The 22,999-nt window shown below is 36.4% G+C and carries 21 protein-coding genes; 8 read left to right on the top strand and 13 right to left on the bottom strand.

Annotated features, from left to right (window positions below):
- Positions 1 to 21: 21 nt before the first annotated feature.
- From CDOM16189_RS02565 to hisG, 5 genes are read left to right on the top strand one after another with little or no spacing between them, the layout of a single operon-like run.
- Positions 22 to 588 carry a hypothetical protein gene (locus tag CDOM16189_RS02565; RefSeq protein WP_169974344.1) on the top strand — a complete coding sequence of 189 codons (567 nt, stop codon included), beginning with the start codon at positions 22 to 24 and terminating at the stop codon, positions 586 to 588.
- Entirely contained in the window at positions 585 to 1,595 is a 1,011-nt protein-coding gene (locus CDOM16189_RS02560) for an L-seryl-tRNA selenium transferase (RefSeq protein ID WP_169974346.1), read from the top strand. Before CDOM16189_RS02565 ends, CDOM16189_RS02560 begins: the two co-directional genes overlap by 4 nt.
- A gap of 1 nt (position 1,596) precedes the next feature.
- Positions 1,597 to 1,926: a hypothetical protein gene (locus tag CDOM16189_RS02555; RefSeq protein WP_169974348.1), complete on the top strand. Its 330-nt coding sequence runs from the start codon at positions 1,597 to 1,599 to the stop codon at positions 1,924 to 1,926.
- Positions 1,913 to 2,536 carry a type III pantothenate kinase gene (locus tag CDOM16189_RS02550; protein ID WP_169974350.1) on the top strand — a complete coding sequence of 208 codons (624 nt, stop codon included), beginning with the start codon at positions 1,913 to 1,915 and terminating at the stop codon, positions 2,534 to 2,536. Before CDOM16189_RS02555 ends, CDOM16189_RS02550 begins: the two co-directional genes overlap by 14 nt.
- A complete protein-coding gene (hisG, locus tag CDOM16189_RS02545; RefSeq protein ID WP_169974352.1) occupies positions 2,533 to 3,147 on the top strand; it encodes an ATP phosphoribosyltransferase in 615 nt (204 codons plus the stop codon). Before CDOM16189_RS02550 ends, hisG begins: the two co-directional genes overlap by 4 nt.
- A gap of 7 nt (positions 3,148 to 3,154) precedes the next feature.
- On the opposite strand, the gene dapE is transcribed toward hisG, so the two are convergent.
- The 12 genes from dapE to ileS form a co-directional block, all read right to left on the bottom strand.
- The gene (gene dapE / locus CDOM16189_RS02540) at positions 3,155 to 4,255 is read right to left on the bottom strand and encodes a succinyl-diaminopimelate desuccinylase (RefSeq protein ID WP_169974354.1); all 1,101 of its coding nucleotides are present in this window, start codon (positions 4,253 to 4,255) and stop codon (positions 3,155 to 3,157) included.
- Positions 4,256 to 4,277: 22 nt separating this feature from the next.
- Positions 4,278 to 6,068 carry an EAL domain-containing protein gene (locus CDOM16189_RS02535; protein ID WP_349304319.1) on the bottom strand — a complete coding sequence of 597 codons (1,791 nt, stop codon included), beginning with the start codon at positions 6,066 to 6,068 and terminating at the stop codon, positions 4,278 to 4,280.
- A 230-nt stretch (positions 6,069 to 6,298) separates the two neighbouring features.
- Positions 6,299 to 6,898: a LysE family translocator gene (locus tag CDOM16189_RS02530; protein ID WP_169974358.1), complete on the bottom strand. Its 600-nt coding sequence runs from the start codon at positions 6,896 to 6,898 to the stop codon at positions 6,299 to 6,301.
- 53 nt (positions 6,899 to 6,951) lie between these two features.
- Positions 6,952 to 9,153, bottom strand: coding sequence for an endonuclease MutS2 (locus CDOM16189_RS02525; RefSeq protein ID WP_169974360.1), 2,202 nt, complete (start codon positions 9,151 to 9,153; stop codon positions 6,952 to 6,954).
- A complete protein-coding gene (locus tag CDOM16189_RS02520; RefSeq protein ID WP_169974361.1) occupies positions 9,154 to 9,495 on the bottom strand; it encodes a hypothetical protein in 342 nt (113 codons plus the stop codon).
- Positions 9,492 to 10,799, bottom strand: coding sequence for a UDP-N-acetylmuramate--L-alanine ligase (gene murC / locus CDOM16189_RS02515; RefSeq protein WP_169974363.1), 1,308 nt, complete (start codon positions 10,797 to 10,799; stop codon positions 9,492 to 9,494). The genes CDOM16189_RS02520 and murC overlap by 4 nt, the downstream gene beginning before the upstream one ends.
- Before the next feature lie 87 nt (positions 10,800 to 10,886).
- Positions 10,887 to 11,687 carry a carbon-nitrogen hydrolase family protein gene (locus CDOM16189_RS02510; protein WP_169974365.1) on the bottom strand — a complete coding sequence of 267 codons (801 nt, stop codon included), beginning with the start codon at positions 11,685 to 11,687 and terminating at the stop codon, positions 10,887 to 10,889.
- The gene (gene xseB, locus CDOM16189_RS02505; RefSeq protein WP_169974367.1) at positions 11,680 to 11,886 is read right to left on the bottom strand and encodes an exodeoxyribonuclease VII small subunit; all 207 of its coding nucleotides are present in this window, start codon (positions 11,884 to 11,886) and stop codon (positions 11,680 to 11,682) included. The genes CDOM16189_RS02510 and xseB overlap by 8 nt, the downstream gene beginning before the upstream one ends.
- Positions 11,883 to 12,986 carry a homoserine O-acetyltransferase MetX gene (gene metX, locus CDOM16189_RS02500; RefSeq protein WP_169974369.1) on the bottom strand — a complete coding sequence of 368 codons (1,104 nt, stop codon included), beginning with the start codon at positions 12,984 to 12,986 and terminating at the stop codon, positions 11,883 to 11,885. The genes xseB and metX overlap by 4 nt, the downstream gene beginning before the upstream one ends.
- Positions 12,986 to 14,434 carry an IMP dehydrogenase gene (gene guaB, locus CDOM16189_RS02495; RefSeq protein ID WP_169974371.1) on the bottom strand — a complete coding sequence of 483 codons (1,449 nt, stop codon included), beginning with the start codon at positions 14,432 to 14,434 and terminating at the stop codon, positions 12,986 to 12,988. Before guaB ends, metX begins: the two co-directional genes overlap by 1 nt.
- 2 nt (positions 14,435 to 14,436) lie before the next feature.
- Positions 14,437 to 15,795: an Asp-tRNA(Asn)/Glu-tRNA(Gln) amidotransferase subunit GatA gene (gatA, locus tag CDOM16189_RS02490; protein ID WP_169974372.1), complete on the bottom strand. Its 1,359-nt coding sequence runs from the start codon at positions 15,793 to 15,795 to the stop codon at positions 14,437 to 14,439.
- 96 nt (positions 15,796 to 15,891) lie between these two features.
- Positions 15,892 to 18,651, bottom strand: a complete 2,760-nt coding sequence (gene ileS, locus CDOM16189_RS02485) for an isoleucine--tRNA ligase (protein ID WP_170000713.1) — start codon at positions 18,649 to 18,651, stop codon at positions 15,892 to 15,894.
- 128 nt (positions 18,652 to 18,779) lie between these two features.
- On the opposite strand from ileS, the gene CDOM16189_RS02480 reads away from it, so the two are divergent.
- On the top strand, positions 18,780 to 19,874 hold the full coding sequence (locus tag CDOM16189_RS02480; protein WP_170000712.1) for a CinA family protein: 1,095 nt from the start codon (positions 18,780 to 18,782) through the stop codon (positions 19,872 to 19,874).
- 7 nt (positions 19,875 to 19,881) lie between these two features.
- Here the strand turns inward: CDOM16189_RS02480 and CDOM16189_RS02475 are convergent, their stop codons facing one another.
- Complete coding sequence (locus CDOM16189_RS02475; RefSeq protein WP_169974377.1) at positions 19,882 to 20,259, bottom strand: rhodanese-like domain-containing protein; 378 nt, start codon at positions 20,257 to 20,259, stop codon at positions 19,882 to 19,884.
- Positions 20,260 to 20,445: 186 nt separating this feature from the next.
- Between CDOM16189_RS02475 and CDOM16189_RS02470 the strand changes: the two genes are divergently transcribed.
- Entirely contained in the window at positions 20,446 to 21,447 is a 1,002-nt protein-coding gene (locus CDOM16189_RS02470; RefSeq protein ID WP_169974379.1) for a Fe(3+) ABC transporter substrate-binding protein, read from the top strand.
- Positions 21,448 to 22,995, top strand: coding sequence for an ABC transporter permease subunit (locus CDOM16189_RS02465; protein ID WP_169974381.1), 1,548 nt, complete (start codon positions 21,448 to 21,450; stop codon positions 22,993 to 22,995).
- The last annotated feature ends 4 nt before the right edge of the window (positions 22,996 to 22,999 follow it).

Below are 22,999 nucleotides of genomic sequence, written 5' to 3'. Positions count from 1 at the left end.
TACTAAATTTAAGGAAACAAATTGGCTATTAAAGACGATATAAAATCTATACAAGAAGAGCTAAATACTGAAGAAAAGTTTTTAGAAAATATAATAAAAAGTGAAAGATTCATAAAAAAATATAAAAAAATGATAATTATCGCTTTAGCTTTAGGAGTCTTGGGTATAGGCGGATACTATACTAACAAATTTATAAAAGAGCAAAATTTCAAAGCTGCAAACGAGGCCTATGCAAGACTTATAACAAATCCTAATGATGCAGAGGCAAAGGCGGATCTAAAATCAAAAGACATCTCCTTATATGCCCTATATCAATTTAAAAACTCTATGGAAAACAATGATAGCGCAACTTTAAAATCTCTGCTTAACGAGCCGATAGACGAACTCTTAAAAGATATAATAAAAGCTCAACTGAATGAGCCTAGTGGGCAAATTTTAAATTCATACAAAACCCTAATAAAAGGATATATCCTAATAAGAGAGAACAAAATAGGCGAAGCTAAAAACGAGTTAAAAAAGATACCTCTCAATTCACAACTTCAATCTGTTGTTAAAAATTTTGAACACTATCAAGGAAATAGCAAATGAAAAAAATTTACACTATTGTATCGATACTGTCTGCACTATTTTTACTAGGAGGATGCGGAACCAAAAGACAATATTTTGAGCCTGAAAATGTAGATTTAAGAGTGAATTTTGACTATACCCTTCCTTCTCATATTTTAACAACTAGCGTTAATGGGGCTATACTTAAAAACGGTATGGTTGTAACAAAAGACGGAGTATTATCAAATGATATCGGCTTTACAAAAGACACAATACTTTTAAACGCCTATGAAGACAAGATTATTACCTCTTCTTTAGATGGAAATTTGATAGTTACAGGCAAGACAAAAGAGGTGCTGTTTCAAAGAAGTTTTAATGAGGCAATAGTATCTGCTGCAATAGATGGCGATAAACTGGCTCTAGTAACTGCTTCAAACATAATATATCTAATAGACACAATAAAAAATATAAATTTATTAGAGTTTGAATCATCTGCTATATACACCCAGGACTCAAGAGCTGCAGCGCCTTATTTTATGAGCTCTTTAGTGATATTCCCGACTCTCGATGGTAAGATCATGATAGTGGATAAAAATCAGGGCAAAATTTTAAGAGATGTTGTTGTAAGCAGTGATGAATTCTTTAATAATATAATATTTTTAGACGTTATAAATGACACAATGATAGCGGCGACAGGAAAAAGGATAGTGGTTATCAATCCGGAAAGAACACTTTACTATAATGGTGAGATAAAAAATATAGTTTCGCATAAAGACAGACTATACATCTTGAAAAAAGATGGGGAAATTTTACTAACGGATCTAAATTTGCAGAAATTAAATTCCATAAATTTTAAATTTGCAATCTTTTCAAATGCGATCACGCTAGATGACCATTTATACATAATCGAGAAAAAGGGCTATCTGATAAAGGCGGATTTAGATCTTAAAAAGCACCAAATTTTTAGATTAAATGACGAGATAGACGACAAGAGCTTCATAGGTTCTAAGGAATTTTACTACGACAATAAATATCTTAAGTTAAAATAAGATGAGAACCCGAATCTATAAAATTTTTGAAGACAAAAAGATTGTTTTAAAAGACCTAAAAGAGATTGACCTTAGTAAATTTACAAACAAAAGAACTCTTAATTGTGCTAGTGGCGTAGATTTAAAAGGTTTTTATACTCTTGTATTTATAAGAGAAGCTAAAAGTAGATTTTTAAAAAAAGAATTTGATGAAATTCTTGAAATTTACTCTAAAATCCAAGCTGACTTAGAGATAAATTTCAAGAAAAAAACTATATTTTATAGCTCGCCAATTTGCTCTAAAGCACAAAATTTAATGAAAGAAAACGGATTTAATTATGATTTTGTGTGATATAGGAAACACAAATGCAACTATATTTGAAGACGGAAAGATCTCAAAAATAAGTATAGATAAATTCCAAAATTTCAAGCGTAATGAGAAAATATATTATATAAGTGTAAATGACAGCATAAACCAAAAGCTTCAAAATGATAAAAACTTTGTAAATTTAGAGCCATTTTTTGAAATAGATACTATATATAAAACTCTTGGAATAGACAGGGTAGCCAACTGCTACAGTATAGACGAGGGAGTAATAGTAGACGCCGGAAGCGCTATAACAATTGATGTCATGGCAAACAAAATGCATCTTGGAGGATGTATAGTGCCGGGTATTTCTCAAAGCCTAAAGACTTATGAAAACATATCTTCTCGATTAAAAATAGCTCTAAATTCGCAGATACAGCTTGATGCGCTACCTCAAAAGACTGCCGATGCCATAAGCTACGGTATAGTAAAGCCTATAGTTTTACTAATAGAAAATATCTCAAACAACTCTAAAATTTATTTTACAGGCGGAGATGGGGAGTTCTTATCCAGATTTTTCAAAAACGGAATATACGATAGAATACTCATCTTTAGAGGAATGCAAAAGCTTATAGAAGAAAAGGAAATTTTATGATAACAATCGCTCTTCCAAAGGGTCGAATAGCCGAAGAAACTCTAATGATTTTTAGGAAAATTTTTAAGACACCTTTTTTATTTGAAGATAGAAAACTCGTAATGAGCGAACGTGGTTTTAAATTCTTAATGGTCAGAAACCAAGACATACCCGTATATGTAGTAAACGGTGCTGCAGATATTGGAGTGGTTGGGCTTGATGTTTTAGAAGAGCATAAGCCGGACGTACTTAGACTGCTCGATCTAAAAATAGGAAAATGCCGCGTATGCGTAGGGATAAAAGAAAGCGATAATCTGGACTATAGTGCGCCGGAGCTTAGAGTGGCCACTAAGATGCCAAACATATCCAGAAATTACTTTTCAACAAAGGCAACCGCACTAAAAATCATCAAGCTATATGGTTCCATTGAGCTTGCTCCGATTGTAGGGCTTAGCAATGCAATAGTAGATGTGGTCGAAACTGGGACTACAATGAAGCAAAACGGGCTTAAAGTAGCCGAAACAATAATGCACTCATCGGCCCATCTAATAGCAAATAAAAATAGCTTTATAATAAAAAAAGATGAGATCTTGTCGCTTTACGACAAGATAAAAAAAGAGATTGAAGATTAATTGCTTATTAAGAGTTGAAATTTTCTATCAAATCAGCAAAAACCTCATATAGCTTTTCGATCTCATTAACACTAACTCTCTCGTTAATAGCGTGAATTCTATCGTTTATTACTCCAAATTCTACTACTTTGACACCAAATTCAGCTAAATACCTAGCATCACTTGTGCCGCCCTTAGTATTTAGCTCAGGTATTACTCCACAAATTTTTATAACGGAATTTTGTATAGATTTTACTATTTTACTATCTTTATCGGTTAAAAATGGTTTTGCATTTTGGTTGATTTCAAGTTCATATTCAAATTCGCCAAATAGCTCTTTAATATAATCTTTTAAATTTTCTGCATTAGTTTGAATAGAATTTCTAACATTAAACATTACTTTTACTTCACCAGGCGTGACATTACAGACTTCCATACCTCCTCTTATATCAGTTATCACGATTTTACTAGGATCAAAAAATTCGCTTCCGTTATCCATGTCATACCCTGCAAATTTATAAAACACGCTTGCTAGTTGATGAACTGGATTTATGCACTTAGCAGGATATGCGGCGTGTCCTTGAACTCCTTTGATTATAAGTTTTCCATTTATAGATCCTCTACGCCCGACTTTAATGGTATCTCCAAGTATTTTATCGCAAGTTGGCTCAGCTACTACAGCAAAATCGGGCAACATATGATTTTCTTCCATAAATTTAAGCGCCTCTTTAGTACCGTAAATCGCATCTCCCTCTTCATCACTGGTCAATATAATAGACAGAGTTCCTTTAAAATTTTTAGCTTCTTTACAAGCGCAAACAAACGCCGCAACTCCCCCTTTCATATCCTGAGAGCCCCTAGCATATATAAAGCCATCTTTCAAAATAGGCTCAAACGGATCACTATCCCAACCATTTCCAGGAGGCACAACATCAACATGACCGGCAAAAGCCAGATGTGGCCCATCGCCAAATTTTTTAGTCAAAATCAGATTTTTAACACCATTTTTATTTACAAAAATGGGCTTGAATTCATTACAAAAAGAACTTATAAAATCTAAAGTTCCATCGTCTTTGGGTGTTATAGACTTAAACTTAAGAAGTTCAGTAAGAAAATTTATGACTTGCATACTATTTCCAATATTTTAAATTTTAAAGCAGTGAATCCGAAGGCTCGCCTAGATAAAATCCTTGGAATTCATCTACTCCAAGATCTACGCAAGCTTCAAAAACACTCTTTGAATGCACAAATTCGGCAACTATAGTGATATTAAGCTTTTTGGCGAATGCTATTATAGCTCCGGCTACAGAGCGTGAATCATCATCAATATCTACATTTTTTATTATAGAGCCGTCTAATTTAATATAATCAGGTTTTATCCTTAATAAATATGAAAAATTGCTATATCCTGAGCCAAAATCATCTATAGCTATCTTAACTCCCATATTTTTAACGCGCTCTATAAATTTAATAACCCTCTCCAAATTCTCAAGGTTCTCATCCTCCAGTATTTCAAAAACTACACGATTTGCGATCTTATATCTATTGATTCTATCTATTATAAATACGCTCATATCGCCATCTGTCATATCTCTACCTGATAAATTTACCGATATTACCGCTTCTGGCTTATCAGCTATAAGCTTAAAGCTCTTTTCCAAAAGCATTTTTTCTATATCAACATACCTCTTAATGCGTTTTGATACATCTAAAAAAACATTGGGTGATATTATCTCCCTGCTATTTTGTATACGAGCCAACATCTCATACTTAACAACCTGTTTTTTTGCATTAAATATAGGCTGATAGAAAGGGATAATCCTATCATTTATAATTGCATTTCTAATTAAATTTGAACGCTTAATCTGCTCAACATATTGCGTTGTATCATCGATGCTTTTGAGGTAACAAAAATAATCTTTACCATTACTTTTTGCATGCTCCAAAGCTAGCATAGCCTTTTTAAAGGTATCAAACTCATCAAGAGAAAATCCTACAGTGCAATGCACCTCTATTAGATCTTGCTTATCTTCATCCTCTCTCTCAACATCTATGATAAGACCCTTTAATGTATCCAATAATTTTGCAGCAAGCTCCTCATATCTATCTATGAAGAAATTTTTATCTTCTACAAAAGTAAATTGATCCGCCCCCGTCCTATATACCGTCATTCCTTCTTTGTCGGCTATTCTTCTTGTAAGTTCGGCAAGGTACACTAAAACCTGATTGCATATGTTATAGCCAAAATAGTTATTCATTTTTCTAAAATTATCTATATCCATAATAACTATTTTAGGATTTTTCATAGACTCTATATCTCTTTGTAAAGACTCTTTATTTGGCAGTCCTGTCAATATGTCAAAATAAAGCCTATACTCTATTTCAGAATTTTTTTTAGTAAGCTCTGAATTAATTTTAGTCATTATATAATGGCTTGTTTTTAAGTTTCTAAAAAATAAAAGATATTGAAATAGAGCTATTACGAGTATTAAAGTCGTTACAACTATTGTAGTTTTCATATTTACGATAACCCACTCTTTAAAGTAAGGGTCGCCAAAACCTGAAATTTTAGCATTATGAAGCATACGATAGCCGATAATTATATCTTTATATTTTTTAAAATAACAAACTAAGATTTTATTATCAGGCACTAGTTTAATATTTTTATAGTGGTCGCTATTAATTAGATTTTGATATCTTCTTGCGTCCATATCACAAATCTCATGGGGCATAGGTTTATTAATAAGGTCGGGATATTCTGAACTGGCTAAAACAATAAATTCTTTTTTAGTTTCAGAACCCTTTAATATCCAAGTAGGAATTGCCTTAGTCTCTTTTGTGTATTCTTGAAATTTTGCTATATTTTCTCTGGCGATATCTTTATAAATCATCTCTACAACATTCATAAAAGACTCTACTTTCTGATTTATGGATATATCCACAGGATGTTCAATAGATCCTTTATATTTAATACTGAAAATATAAAAAATGATAGCAATATAACATATAAATAATATTGTTACAGGTAGTATTACAAATAGTCTAGTTGATTTCTTTAAATCGAAATTTTGCATTAGAACTTCTTAAGCCTCTTTTTTATAAGACAAACTACCTTGTATTTTATCATCTTTTGTTTTAAAAAGCTATTAACAACCATCAATAAAATATCTATCTATAAAAACAACTTATAAAGCATATTTAACGCAAATCCTACTAATATAATTGCACATACAATATTCATCCATTTTACTAAATTATGAGAGATAAATTTAGCACTTTTATAGATTCCAAAAGGCATGGACACTATCCATATAAAAATAGCGACAACAACCCCGACCATAACTAAATATACATTCTCAAAGCTTTTAGCATAGCTTGTCACACTAAGCCAAAAGCCTACCGTATAAGGATTTGTAAGAGTTACCAAGAAACCTTTAAAATAGTTTCTAAGAAAATTTCCTTTGATTACTCCAATCTGCTCATCTACTCTTATAGGTTTATTGGAATTTTTAAGTATAAGATATGATATATAAAAAAGATAACAGATACCAAAAGCCCCTAAAATTTTTGAGACAGTATCGCCATTTAAATATTCAAGCAGACCAAAGACCAAAAGCGCAAGATAAAATATATCAGCACTCATGGCTCCAAGCCCTATAGCAAAAGCTATCCAAAACGATTTTAGAGCAGCTGTCATTATCATTATATTTATAGGGCCTATTGGGACCGCCGCACCAAAACCAAAAAACAACCCTTGCAAAAATGCCGTCAAATCAATCCTTTAAAATTTCATATTAAGTAGTATAAATTGATAGATTTGGACTACTAAAGACGAATAATCTTTGCTCCAAAACCACCCTGATTTGGCGGTGCATCAAAAAATTCCTTTACACTAGGATGCTCTCTTAAAAAATTCTTGACCGCATAAGCCAGTTTGCCAGTACCTATACCGTGAAATACGCTTACCTCATCAAAACCCATCACAAGGCTATCGCTTATAAATTTATCCAATTTATCTATCGCCTCATCAGCACGCATTCCGTGCAGATCAAGCACTACATTTGCACTTCTTGGCTTTTGTATTTTCAAATTTACTTCTGATTTTTGTGGTGCAGATGGCGGATTTCCACTCTTTTTTAGCATCTTTATAGGTACCCTCAAGCTTACGGCATCGGTTTGTATAGTAGCATCGCTTTTGCTTAAATTTATCACCACCCCCTTTATTTTGCCATATTTTACATAATCTCCCACATTTAGCTCAAGTGCAGTAGCAACTTCTGGTTTTACTATCGTTTTTTTAGCTTCATTAGCCCTGTTTAAAGCGCGCTGTTTCTCTTTGGTATCATCTAAATTTATAGCTCTTTTGGCCTCACTTATAGCCTTAAAATACTCTCTTTCAAGCCTATTTACAATCTCTTGCTGCTCAATTTCAAAACGCTCTTTTTGATCTCTTAGGCTGTCTATTAGACTATCTAATTTTTGTTCTTTTTTGAGTGTATTTTCAAGCCTTTCTTTTAGCTCAACCTCTAAATTTAGAGTCTTTGAGATTATTTCATTTAAATTTTCTTTATCTTCTCCGTAAAGTCTCTTAGCCTCGCTTACCAAATTTTGAGAGATTCCGTATCTAGCCGCTGTTTCAAAGGCATATGATTTACCAATAGTCCCTTTTAAAAACTCAAATTTCGGACGAGAATTTGCTTCGTCATAAAGTGCCGCCACAAGCTCGACCTCGCTATTTTTGGCAAGTATCATTGCTAAACGTTTGTGGTGGGTTGTAATTATCATCTTAATATCTTGAGATATAAGCTTTTCTATCATTACCCCATATAAGCTTGCAGCCTCTTCAAAATCCGTTCCAAGCTCTATCTCATCGATACCGATTAGCAAATTTTTCTTTGTAAAAAGTTTAGCAAAATGCATCATCCTGCCAGCAAAAGTTGAGATATCGTTCTTCACGTTTTGCGGATCTTCGATGATGGTATCAAACTCCTTAAATCCACCTATGCGAGAGCTGGCAGGATCTATTCTCATAGGCAAAAGATACTTAGCCATAAAGGCAGCAGCTATTATTGATTTTAGTAGCATCGACTTTCCGCCGGCGTTTACACCGGTTATCAAAAGCACCTTTTTACTAAAATCTACACTTACGCTCTTTGGATTTTTAAGCGCAGGATGGGCGAAATTTTTAAGAATTATCTTATCTGAGTTATCACTTAAAACAAACTCGTAATCCAAGCTTCTAGCTGTTAAAACCCTAGCACTATAGGCATCAAAAAGGTCAAAGGCTGTATTTATAAATTTTAAAAAGAGTAGATTCTTATGAAAAACTCCGCTAATTTGCTTTGCATACTCGTAAACTATCTGCTCTTTTTTATCTATTAGCTCACTCTGCTCTTTTTTTAGCTTTTCGATATTTGCTGGCATTACGTAAAAATAGCCGCTAGCGCTACGTCCTATAACGGTGCCCTTTAAAGCGTGATTAAATCCTCCTCTAACAAGCAACGCCTCTTGCTTATTTATAAAATGCACCTGAGGATCGACAAGATAAGGGGTTATTGACTTAGAATATATAAGCCTTTTCATATCTGCATCAATTTGCGCTTTTTTTGTATTAAAAGCAGCCCTTATACCGATCAATCTCTCATCTATTTCATCTTTTAACTCGCCGTTTTTATCAAAATAGTTTGAAACCTTCAAAACAGCTTCTGGGATCTCTATCTTAGCAAGCCACTCTCCAAGTTTTTTCTCAAATTTTAGAGTTTTTAAATAGGTAAAATATCTGATAATTTTGGCAAATTCGTAAATTTCACTTATATGAAGTATTGCTTGTTTACTAAGGCGCATAAGTGCATCGTCTAAATTTGCGGTATCCTCTGGCTCCTTAAACTCCATTAACGAGAGTTCGATAATCTTTTCATAGTGAAGCCTTGTGTCTCCGGGCATAAAAAGAGGCTTTTTACGGGCTAAAAATGAGCTAAATTTAGCGATATATTCAGTCAAATCAAGGGTTTGAATAAGCCTATCCACTTACTTCGCCTCGCAATTTTTAATATCTACTTTTACGCTACGAAGCTCTGTAATTGCGCGTTTTGCGACAAAAGAGGAGGTGCCAAATTCGTAATTAAATTTTGAATTACTTACTTCAATATCTCCACATTTTAAAATTTTTCCCTGATTAAAAAGTGTTAAAATTTCTTGAGATTTAGCCTGTCTATTTTCAAACTCAAATTGATAAAAACAAGCGGCTGCGCAAACAATAGATATGACTATCGTCAGTATTACCTTAGCCTTTAGACTAAGGCTTTCATGTTTTATGCTAAATAGTAAAACAACCAGTAAAAGAGCCGCTAAAATAAATAAAATTCTCATAAATTTCCTCTCAACTGATATGTGATATCTCCTGCTCCAAAGCCTATTACAAGCCCGTCATCAAGCAAATTTTTTACTCCAAATTCATCTATAAATCCGATAGCATCGCCTTCTCGCTCAACTTTTTTAGTCATTACTGGATTATACTCTTTAAATTCCTCTTTTAGATCTATATCTATAGGTGTCTCGCCAGCCGCATAAACAGGTAAAATCACAAGCTCGTCTATACCTTTAAAACTCTCTTTGAAAGCATCCAAATTCGCACTAAGTCTAGTATATCTATGTGGCTGAAATATGGCTGTAACCTTTGAAATTCCAAGTAGTTTAGCATATTCAAATGCGGATTTTAAAGTAGCTTTAATCTCCGTAGGATGGTGTCCATAGTCATCTATAAGTACAAAATTACGACTTGCAGTCAGTATATCAAAGCGCTTTTTTATCCCTTTAAAATTTAGCAAATTTTCTCTAATTGAGCTTAACGATACCTCGTTAATTGCGGCTAAAATGGCCAAACTAGCATCGATTGCTATATATTCACCCATTCCAAGCACCTCAAATTTGCCCAAATTTTTAAGATTAAATGTAGTATAAGGGACAAAATCTCTTACAACCATCTTCATATCGGTAATATCAACGCTTGGATTTAGCCTAACCGCCTCTATTTTTAAAGTACTTAAAAACTCATCTTCGGCATTTATCACCCTAACTTTAGCACGCTCTAAAAATCCGCGATATGCGGCGTGAAATTTCTCCAAATCATGCTCGTAGTGTTCCATATGCTCGGGCTCTGCATTGGTTACGACAGCAAGATACGGGTTTGAGTTTAAAAAGCTAGAATCACTCTCGTCGGCTTCAAATATCACATTTTCATGCGCTTCATATTTCATATTGGAGTTAAACTGCTTGGAGATCGCCCCTATGATTACAGAGCCTTCAAGAAGACCGGATAGCATCGCAGAAGTAGTGCTTTTGCCGTGAGCTCCAGCTACAGCAAATACACGCTTGCCCTCCAAAACCATAGGCAATGCCTCTTTGCGAGACAGGCACTTTATGCCTTTATTTTTAGCCTCGACAAGCTCGATATTATCGCTCTTTATAGCTGCTGAATATATGACGAAATCTTGATCTTTGATAGCCTCTTTGCAGTGAGGAGTGATGACTTTAATGCCTTGGTTTTGTAGCTCTATGGTAGTTGGACTCTCTTTGATATCGCTACCGCTTATCTCAAAACCTTTTTCATTTAAAAACCTAGCGATTGCCGAAATTCCTATGCCGCCTATACCTATAAAATGGACTTTTTTCAAAATTTGACCTTGAATTTAAAATTTATATCGATTATATCCAAAAGAGACTTAGATACTTTTAGCTATTTAAAATAAGAAATTAGACAATTAAACAAGTCCTCTCTTGTGAAGTATCTTTCTAAATTCCCACAAATTTCTTGCATTACCAATCTTTTGCTTACTAACCTTTGCCAGCAGCATCTCTTCACCGTTTCCAAGACTAGCTTCAACTTCACCTAAAGGATCAATAAGCATCGTATCTCCGTAAAAATTCCACTGACCGGCGGTTATCTTATGATTTCCCACGCGATTTACCCGTAAAATATATGTATTATTCGTAAAAGCTCTAGTCTTTAAAAGCTCTTCCCAGCGATTTTCACTAAAAAAAGTGCTCGCAGTCGGCATTACTATGATATCTACTTTTTTATTCATCATATACGCCCAGACAGGGTCAAAGTGAGATTCGTAACCAAACATCACACCGATTTTAAATTTTTCATGCATAAAGGTCATAAAATTTATCTTGTCCTCTTGAGCGTTATTAAAGAATTTCGCCTCATTCCAGTGCGAATACGGCATTAAAATTTGCTGCTCATGAAATCTGACTCCGCTATTAGTAAATTTTGCAACAACTTTTATAAATTCTTTTCCCCTGCTTAAAACAAAAGGCGCAACTATAGTCAAATCATATTTACTGGCAAGATTTAAAAGCGACTCTTTTTTTCTCTCGCTCTGCTCTTTTATAATGCTTTTAGGCATGGTCTCGAGCTCTTTAAAAAAGCTATTTAGAACATACTCTCCAAGCACTACAAGACGAGCATCCTCATCGGCACACATCTTAAAATAATAATCAAGTCTAGAATCGCTCATAGGTTGAGTTGCAAGCTGCAATGCACAAATTTTACTCATCTTTTTTATCCTCTATTTCGTTTATGACAAGCTTGGCGTTTTGTAAAATTTTAGCCGCCTCATCAAGAAGTTTCTTGCCCTCTTTGTGAAGCTTTACACTATCCTCTAGACTAATATTCTCATCGCTTAATCGCTCTAAAATTTCATTTGCCTTTATAAGCTTATCTTCAAACTGATCCTGTCTTATCTCTTCACTCATTTTAAAACCTTTTTTACATGATCTTCAAATTTATCAATCTCAACTAAAAACGCATCATGTCCGTAGCTGCTATTTATCTCGATATATTCGCACTCGCAGGCTTTTTCAAGCTTAGCAAGCTCGTCCGCCATCTCCTTCATACAACTTGGCGGAAAGAGTATATCGCCGCTAAATGATATGAGAGTAAGCCTTGCTTTGATTTGCGAAAGTGCGTCACCAAGGCTATCATAATGCCTCGTGCAGTCAAAGATATTCATCATCTTAACGATATAAAGATAGCTCAGCGGATCAAAGCGCTTTGGGAAATTATGCCCGTTATACTCCATATATCTATCTACTTGAAAGCGCCCCGTAAGCTCGTAAAGTCCGTCAGTTTCGACATAGTTTCTGCCAAATTTCACGTCCATCGAATCAGGACTTAAAAAGCTAATGTGTCCTACCATCCTGCCAAGCGCCATGCCGACAAGTCCGCTTTCTGCGATATCATTTGGATCGTATTCGCCGTCTTTAAATTCCTTGTCGCGCAAGATACCTTCGATTGCGATTTTATTAAATGCGATCGCCCAAGGTTTGGTTTGGTAAGTGCTCGCCATGATAATTACATTTTTTGCAAAATCAGGAAATTCAATCGCAAAGCAAAGTGCCTGCATACCGCCAAGGCTACCGCCGATAACTGCGTGAGCCTGCTTTATGCCAAGTCTTTTAAAGAGCTTCATCTGAGCTTTTACCACATCGCTTATCGTAAGGACTGGAAACCTTAAGCGATACTGTTTACCCGTGCTTTTTTCTATACTAAGCGGATTTGTGGATCCAAAATTTGAGCCTAAAATATTTACGCAAATGACAAAAAACTTATTCGTATCAACCGCTTTGCCATCACCTATGAAGTTATCCCACCAGCCTGATTTCGTATCGTTTTCATACCTGCCTGCGGCATGGTGTGAGCCGGTAAGTGCGTGGCAGATGACAATAACGTTGCTTTTATCCTGATTTAAATTTCCGTAAGTTTCATAAACAAGCTCAAAATTTGAGAGAATTCGACCGCTCTCAAGGTAAAGTGGTTCGTCAAATTTCTCTCTTTTGGTTTTTAAATTTAACACTAATTAACTTTATAGTTCGGTGCTTCTTGTGTTATAACGACGTCATGAACGTGACTTTCTTTAAGTCCCGCACTGGTAATCTCAACAAATTCGGCCCTTTCTTGAAGGGTTGGTATATCTTTTGAGCCCATATAGCCCATTGCGCTTCTAAGTCCGCCTAAAAGTTGATGCACAACATCTTTTACACTTCCCACATATGGCACACGACCCTCTACGCCTTCCGGTACAAGCTTATCTTGAGCTGTGCCTTCCTGAAAATATCTATCAGAACTTCCTTTGGTCATAGCTCCGATAGAGCCCATACCCCTATATACTTTATATTGTCTTCCTTGGAAAGTTATAACTTCTCCTGGACTCTCCTCGCATCCTGCAAGCAAGCTTCCGGCCATAACGCAACTAGCGCCTGCGGCAAGAGCCTTAGCTATATCTCCTGAATACTTAATTCCACCGTCTGCTATAACAGGAATGCCATATTTTTTAGCCTCGTTTGCACAGTCATCTATGGCTGAAATTTGCGGCACTCCTACTCCCGCTATAATTCTTGTAGTACAAATCGATCCGGGACCGATTCCTACTTTTATGCCGTCTGCTCCTGCCTCTGCCAAGTCTTTAACTGCAGCTGGATTTGCAATATTTCCAACAACTACATCTACGTTAAAATTTGCTTTTACCTGTTTTAGAGTATCTATGATACCTTTTGAGTGTCCATGCGCAGAGTCCATAACTATAACATCCACGCCAGCTTCCACAAGAGCTTTAGCCCTATCAAACTGTCCTACGCCAATAGCAGCAGCAACACGAAGCCTGCCATATCTATCTTTATTGGCATTTGGATACTCTTTACGTTTTTTAAGATCTTTTATCGTTATAAGTCCTTCAAGATGTCCATCTTTATCGACTATAGGGAGCTTTTCTACTCTATTTTGACTAAAAATTTTCTCAGCATCATCAAGAGTGCAGCCCTTTGGAGCGGTTATCAAAGGAGCCTTTGTCATACGATCTTTTACAAGCACTCTTCTATCGTTTTCAAACCTCAAATCACGGTTTGTTAAAATTCCAATCAGTTTATTTTCGCTATCCACAACAGGAACTCCTGAGATATGAAGATCTGCCATCATATCAAGTGCATCACCAACCGTCGCATCTGGAGATATAGATATGGGATCTATTATGACCCCGCTTTCGCTCTTTTTTACTCGTCTTACTTCGTGAACTTGAGAGGCTATGTCCATATTTTTATGTATTACCCCTATACCACCTAAACGAGCCATCATAATGGCTGTCCTGTGTTCGGTAACCGTATCCATAGCAGCCGATACAATAGGGATATTTAAAGTAATGTTTTTAGAAAATACACTCTTTATACTAACTTCTTTGGGTAAAATTTCAGAATACTGCGGAACTAAAAGTACGTCCTCAAAGGTGAGAGCTCTTTTAACTATCTTCATCTTTATCCTTTTATTAAATTTTCCAAGCCAAATGCGCCATCAAGCAGAGTCTGCTCATCCCATGCCTTAGCCACAAGGTGAGCCGAGACATTTAAGCCGTTTTTATCCTTAGCCACAGGAACAGATATCGCAGGAAGTCCGGCCAAATTGACACCTATAGTATATATATCAGCTAAATATGATTGAAGCGGATCTGTAATATCACCGAATTTAGGAGCCGTAGTAGGTGCTACAGGCATTAACATGAGATCGCATTCGCTTAAAATTTGCTCATATTTTGCTTTTGTATACGCTCTTGCTTTTTGCGCTTTTATATAATAAGCATCGTAATATCCGCTACTTAACACAAAGGTTCCTAGTAAAATTCTTCTTTTTACCTCATCACCAAAGCCTTCCGAGCGAGAGTTGATATATAACTCTTTTAAATTTTTAGCCTCTGCTCTGCGTCCATATCTAACTCCGTCAAAACGGCTTAAATTTGCACTCGCTTCAGCAGTTCCTATTATATAATAGGTTGCTATATCATATTTTGAAGTGTCTAAATTTTTATAAACTATCTTATGTCCATTTGATTTTAATACATCAACCGCTTTTAAAAGTGCGTTTTTAGTCTCTTCGCTAGCCTCGTTTATGTAGTTTTCTATCACACATATTGTTAGTTTTCTATCGGCGTTAAGCTTATCTGCAGTAGTTTCGAATTTCTTATTTACGCTTGTGCTATCTCTTTCATCATGTCCTGCGATGATATCATAAAGTATCGCGGCGTCTTCGACGTTTTGAGCTATAGGTCCTATTTGATCCAAACTGCTTGAGTAAGCTCCAAGACCATATCTACTTACGCGTCCGTAAGTCGGCTTAAAGCCCACACATCCGCAAAATGCAGCAGGCTGACGAATACTACCGCCTGTATCACTTCCAAGTGCGGCTATGGCTATACCGCCGCCAACTGCCGCCGCCGAACCGCCACTACTACCGCCAGGGATGTGAGCGTTATTTAAAGGATTTAAAGTTTTTCCATAAATTGAACTCTCGGTAGTGTTACCCATCGCAAATTCGTCCATATTTGTTCTACCAAATGGTGCTAAATTCGCCTCTAAAAGCTTTTCTATGACAGTTGCGTTATAAGGCGCTACGTAGCCTTGCAAAATTTTAGAGCATGATGTTATGCTCCAGTCTTTTACTTGGATATTGTCCTTGATCGCTATAGGAATGCCTTCGCCAAGCTTTGATATGGGTAAATTCTCAAGCTGCTCCACATAAGCTCCAAGCTTTTTCTCGGCTATGATTTTTGCCTCAAGCTCGCTTCTTAGTGATCTTATCTCCTCGTTTGAGAGCTTTAAAGCCTCTTTTAAAGTTATCATCTGTTTTCCTTAAATTTATTTACTAAAACTATACCGATGCCTACTACGCAAATTATCGTTGCTATAGTGGCTACGATGACGCTAAAATGTATCGGCTCAGAGAGCATTTTTAAGCACTCTTTCACATCTCGGGCAGGTTTCGCCGTCATGTTTAGCGCTAAATTTCCAGCATCTTGGGCACTTAAATTTGCTTGACATTACAAGCTTAAATTTGTCATGTCCTATCTCAAATTCAGCCAAACTATCCTTATCATCAAGGCTCTCGATCTCGCTTACCATGTACCAGTCAGTTATCTCGTCTAAATCTTCGCTTAAGATAGAATTCGAGCTGGTTTGAAGCACTAGCTCAAGGGTTGATTTTATCTTTTTATCTTTTTTAAGCACATCTATAAGCTCAAAGAATTTCTCTCTGCTTTGAACCAAAAGCTCGTCATCCACTTCAAATTCAAACTCTATCGGGGCATACTCAAGATCAAACGCGTCTTTGGCTCCGTTTTTGATGATCTCAGGCGCATAGTCCATAACCTCATCGACCGTATACGTAAGTGTCGGTGCTATAAGCGGTAAGAGCGCTCTTGTGATGATAGCCATCGCACTTTGAGCCGATCTTCTGCGATCGCCGTCCATCTCGTCACAATATAACCTGTCTTTACAAATATCAAGATAGATACCCGAAAGATCGGCACTCAAGAAATTCATAAGCACGCTAAAGCCTTTTGAGAAATCGTAATTTCTAAACGCCGCCTCAACCTCGCCAAAAGCGCGTCTAGCACGGCTTAGTATCCACTTATCAAGGATGTTGAAATTTGAAGTATCCAGATCATCCAAATCACTTACGTTTGCAAGCAAAAATCTTATCGTGTTTCTTATCTTGCGGTATTGCTCGCTAACTTGCTTTAAGATGTTATCGCTTATCTTTAAATCGCTTGAATAGTCACTTAGTGCAACCCAAAGGCGCAAAATTTCAACGCCGTAAGTTTTGATCACATCTTGCGGAGCTACGACGTTACCTTTACTCTTACTCATCTTTTGACCGTTTTCATCGACGGTAAAGCCGTGAGTTAAGACGCTTTTATAAGGCGCTTGTCCTTCTGCCGCGCAGCTTAAAAGAAGTGAGCTTTGAAACCAACCTCTGTGCTGATCGCTACCCTCTAAATACATATCGGCCTGATAGCTTCCCGCGTCGTAATCTCCGCTCTTTAAAACAGCAGACCAAGTGCTGCCGCTATCAAACCACACGTCAAGGATGTCGGTTGCCTTTTCTAAATTTTTAGCGTCGTATTTGGAATTTGGCGGTAGAAGCTCTTTAATTTCCATATCCCACCAAGCGTCAGCTCCCTTTTCTTCAAAAATTTTGGCTACAAATTCCAAAACCTCATCATCAAATATCGGCTCTTTCGTCTCTTTATGCCTAAAAAACGCGATCGGTACACCCCAATCCCTTTGGCGAGAGATACACCAGTCAGGGCGATTGGCAACCATGAGTCCTATCCTTCTTGCGCCGCTTGCAGGATAAAATTTCACCTTTTCTATCTCGCTTAAAGCAACCTCTCTTAGAGTTTTTCCGTCTATCTTTGGCTCGTCCATAGCGATAAACCACTGCTTTGTGGCGCGGTAGATAACAGGCTTATGAGTTCTCCAGCAAAACGGATAAGAGTGGGTAAATTTACTAACTTTAAGCAGATCTTTGCCTAAAATTTCTAAAATTCTCTCGTTAGCCTTAAATATATGCATACCGACAAGCTCATCTACTACATCTGCGCGAAAAAGCTTCTTAGTCCTAAGTGTAGAGTCGTAAAGTCCGCCCTCATCTACCGGCATGATAACCTCGATGCCGTATTTTAAGCTTATGTGATAGTCATCTTCACCGTGTCCGGGAGCCGTATGCACAAGACCCGTTCCTCCGTCCATAGTAACGTGCTCTCCGAGGATAAATTTAGACTCGCGGTCGTTTAGGGGATTTATCGCATGTAGATTTTCAAGCTCTGCGGCTTTAAATTCCTTAACGATCTCGCCTTTAGTAAGCCCTTCTTTAACAAGTTCTTCGATCATCTCTTTGGCAAATATTAAATTTTCGCTTGTGATTACGTAAATTTCATTTGGGTTTAAGCTTATGGCTTGGTTTGCAGGAAGCGTCCAAGGAGTCGTAGTCCAGATAACCGCTCGCGCTTCTTTTATGCCGAGTTTTTTAAGCGCCTCTTCGCCGAGTTTAAAGGCTACGTAGATGCTATAGTCCTCTTTGTCTTCATACTCTACCTCAGCCTCTGCAAGGGCCGATTTCGCCGCCCAACTCCAATAAACAGGCTTGCTTCGCTCTATCAAAAGTCCGCGCTTAGCTACTTTACAAAGCGTTTTGTAAATTTCAGCTTCAAATTTAAATTTCATCGTAAGATAAGGATCATCCCAGTCGCCGACTATGCCAAGTTGCTTAAATCCCTCTTTTTGGATCCCTATAAACTCTCTTGCATGCTCTCTACAAAACTCTCTGATCTGAGTTGTGCTCATCTCCTTTTTCTTCTCGCCGAGCTTTACTTCGACCTGTTGCTCTATCGGCAAGCCGTGGCAATCCCAGCCCGGAGTATATCGAATCTCTTCGCCAAAGAAATAGTGAGTCTTAGTGATGATGTCTTTGAGTGTTTTATTAAGCGCGTGTCCGATGTGCAAATTTCCGTTAGCGTAAGGGGGTCCGTCGTGAAGGTTGAAACTCTTTTTAGCCTTTTGGCGTTTAGCTTTCATCTTGGAGTAGATATCTCGCTCGCCATACCATTTTTCCAGCCGTTCAGGCTCATTTTGCGGCAGGTTGCCGCGCATAGGAAACTCCGTGCTTGGAAGCAGGAGCGTATCTTTATAATCCATACTTTTACCTTGTTTTAAATTTACAAATTTTATCTAAGCAGTGATTAAAGGCTACTGAAAATAGAGCTTTAAGCTAAAAATTTAGTGGATTTTTTTGTGATATAATTTCAAAAATTAAGGAGGTTTTTATGAAAAATGCACTTTTAATAATCGGGAAAGATTTAAGCATAAATGGCGCTTTTTTGGGATACATTTTTAGCTTTTATAAGGCTCATTTTAAAGAGCTTGGGGAGTTTAATTTCGCCGATAAAAGCGACAAAGAGTTGCCATTTATCATAGAAAACTTATGCTCTAAATTTGATACTCTTTGCATATTTGCCTCAAATGAAAACTACGCAACTACGGCTAAAATTTTGGCTACATTAAGCGAGGATTTAATAGAACTAAAGGAGCAAAATACACTTGCGCCAAGCAAAGCTATAACAATAACGAAAGATAGCTTTTTAATAAATTTAAATAATACTCAAGTAAATCTTATAAAAGCTATTCCAACTAAAGAAATAGGGCAAATTCACATAAAACCAAATATAAATTTTACTTATTTTAACCTATTTGATATCGATAGCGAAAGTACTAAAATTTTATTAGAACCGATTGCTAAAACTTACGAAGTACAAATTTATATATCCCAAATCATAGAGAATTTAGTTATCGTAAGGGCGGAAGCTAATAAATTTGGTCAGATAGAAAGCTTTATAAACGGCGTTAAAAATCTATTTTCTCAAAAATTTATCGCCAGTAGAAATTTAGTTGAACATATCGCAAAAACACTCATTAGAAAAAATCTAAAAATTACTTTTGCGGAGTCTTGTACAGCTGGGTTAATAGCAGCCAAATTTGGTCAATTTGCAGGAGTTTCAGCCGCTTTTGACGGCTCGCTTATAACTTATGCAAACGAGATTAAAGCAGAATGGCTAGGAGTTGGCAAGAATACTATTGAAACTTATGGAGCGGTAAGCGAACAATGCGTAAATGAGATGCTAAGTGGGGTCATTCGCTCAAGCGGAGCTGATTTCGCATTGGCCGTGAGCGGCATAGCGGGACCTGACGGCGGAAGCGTAGAAAAACCCGCAGGAACTGTATTTGTAGGAGCCTTAAGCAAAAACGGCAAGATCATAGTCGATAGGCTAAATTTAAAAGGAGATAGAAACTACATAAGAGAACAAAGCGCACTGCACGCCTATACATGCTTATTACGCATTGCTCCTGAAATCTTTTTTTGAATAAATTTTATTTATTAAAAGGAACAGGCTCGTAGCCTTGTCTAATCAAAGCACCCATTCCGCCATTTAAATTTATGATATTTAGCCCACCAGAATCAAGCATTCTAGCTGCATGAAAGCTTCTGTTGCCGCTTCTGCAAATCAAAGCTATAGGCTTTGAGATATCAAAGTTATCCTTTAGCTCTTGTATAAATTTAGTAGTATTGTAAGGATCAAAGGTTATTGTTTTAGCACCTTTTACTATGCCCGTAGCTCTCCACTCAGGCTCTGTTCTAATGTCTACAATCTGCTCGTAATCATTAATATTTTGAGGCGTTACATTTACATTTTGAAACTGAGAAAAAGCAGCGGATGCAGCCATTGATATAAGTAGAAATTTTTTCAATTTTTTGCCTTTTATTTTTAAAGATTGAGGAAATATTATCACTTTTTTGTTAAAAAATTTTTAACAAATGCCTATATTATAATCTCACTCTTTTACCTCGGTATAAGCTGCATTTACAATACTTAATATTATTATAAGAAATAAATGCTAATATTTTGAGTTTCAATACCATTAAAAAGGATAGACATGAAAAAAAGCATACTAGCTTTAAGTTTGCTAGCAGGTTTTGCACTTGCTGCTGAAATAAACATATATTCTGCTCGCCACTATGACGCTGACACACAACTTTATAAGTTATTCGAAGAAAAAACTGGAATTAAAGTAAATGCAACTCAGGCAAAGGGTGGAGAGCTTATTAAAAAGCTTGAGGTAGAGGGCGATAGCTCTGTAGCAGACCTTTTTATCACTGCAGATGCCGGAAATTTCTACACAGCTAAGAAAAAAGGCGTATTGCAATCTGTAAAATCTCAAACTCTAGAAAAAATCGTTCCAGTTCAATATAGAGACTCAGAGGGATATTGGTTTGCTATCTCAAAAAGAGCTAGAATAATAGCTTATGACAAGAGAAATTTTGATCCAAGTATAATTAAAAACTATCAAGACCTAACCAAACCTGAGCTAAAAGGCAAACTTCTAATTAGAAGTGCTACAGCAGGATATAACACATCTCTTCTGGCTTCAATTATAGAGAGCGAAGGTGTAGACGCGGCTAGCAAATGGGCTAAAGGCACTCTAGCCAACTTAGCTCGTGATCCAAAAGGCGGCGATAGAGACCAAGCTAAAGCAATATTTGCAGGAGAGGGTCAAGTGGCGGTAATGAATACTTACTACATCGGACTTATGCTAAATTCTCCAAAGCCTGAAGATGTAGAGGTAGCTAAAATTTTAGGAGTAATCTTCCCTAATCAAGATAACCGCGGAACACACGTAAATATAAGCGGTATAGCGCTTACAAAAGCTTCTAAAAACAAAGAGAATGCTATCAAATTTATGGAGTTTATGGTAAGTCCTGAGGCTCAAAAGATACTTGCAGGCATTAACTACGAATATCCTGTAAATACAGCAGTAGAACCGAGCGATACAATCAAAGCGTTTGGAAAATTCAAAGAGGACTCAACTCCACTTTATAAATCTGTAGAAAAAATAAGCGAGGCCGTAAAAATATTTGATATGGCTGGCTGGAAATAAGTGAATATCAAATTTTGGGCGATTACGGTCGCCCTCATCATCCTAGTCCCTATTATTAGCATTTTTTTCGAGATAGCTTTTGGAGACTACTCCAATTTAGAGCATTTTTTTAAATATCTATTTTTAAGGTATATTCAAGGCACTTTTTTAGTAGCTTTCGGGGTCTTGGCTCTAAGTGCCACAATAGCCGTTATTTCGGCATGGATAGTAGCTAACTACCGATTTCCTTTTGTAAATTTCTTTGAATATGCCCTAATGCTTCCGCTTGCCATACCAGCTTACATATTTAGCTTTTGTTATGTCGGAATAATGGAGTTTCAAGGCTATTTTCATAAAATTTTCGGCTTTAGGCTTGATTTTATGAATATTTACGGAGCCATTTTTGTGCTTTCTTTATCGCTTTATCCATATATCTATATGTTCGCAAAAACTTCCTTTAAAACTCAGTCGAAAGTGCTTTTTGACGTATGTAAAATTTATAAACTGTCTCAGTTTAAAATATTTAGAGTAGCCGTGATGCTCTCTAGACCGGCCATTATAGGCGGAGCAATGTTAGTTTTAATGGAAACTTTAAGTGATTACGGAACTGTGGCTTATTACGGAGTGGCAACATTTAGCGCAGGGATATTTAAACTATGGTTCGATTTAGGAGACTCATACTCCGCATCTATTTTGGCTGCAATGCTAATGGTTTTAGTATTTATCATAATGATATTTGAGCATATCAATAAAAATTCGAAAGGCTATAGCTTTAATACACACAATATCGCAAAGACAACAGCCAAAAGCGAGCTTAACACTATCGGGAAAACTTTAGCTTTCTTGTGGTGCTTTGTAATTTTTTGTTTGGCATTTTTATTTCCTGTTATCTGGCTTGTTTATTGGAGCATAATGACGATTCAAGATTTCAAGCTAGAATTTATAACCATGGCTGGAAATTCGCTTCTAATGGCTATCATAAGTGCAATTTTAATAACTTTTATTAGCTTCTTTCTAGTATTTTCAACAAGAATTATCAAAAACAATAAGCTAAATACATTCTTACTAAAAACTACCTCTCTTGGCTATGCACTCCCAGGTGCAAGCATAGGCCTATGCGTGATGATAGTATTCGGATATATAGATAGAAATTTTGGCACTCAATTTTTATCAGCCTCGTTTGTCGTATTGATCTTTGGCTATATTGTAAGATTTTTAGCGACTTCTGTATACGCCGTAGAGAGTGGTTACGCTAAGATTCCAAAAAATATAGATGACGCAAGCCTACTTCTTAATAGATCTAAATTCACACTTTTTTTTAAAGTGCATTTTCCCCTATTAAAACACTTTTTCTTTCTTTCGTTGATTGTAGTTTTTATAGACATTGTAAAAGAGCTGCCATTAAGCCTGATACTTCGTCCGCTTGGCTTTGAAACTCTTAGTATTAGAGCTTTTTTCTATGCCACAGACGAGAGATTATATGCGGCAGCATTGCCATCTTTACTAATAGTTTTGCTATCTTTAGTGGCAGTAATTTGGCTTGAAATAATATCTAGGAAAAAAGCGTAATGGA

This window comes from Campylobacter sp. RM16189 (assembly GCF_012978815.1).
Classification (GTDB): Bacteria; Campylobacterota; Campylobacteria; order Campylobacterales; family Campylobacteraceae; genus Campylobacter_A.
Note: the sequence above shows the minus strand (reverse complement) of the source record. Positions and strands in the feature narration are given on the sequence as shown.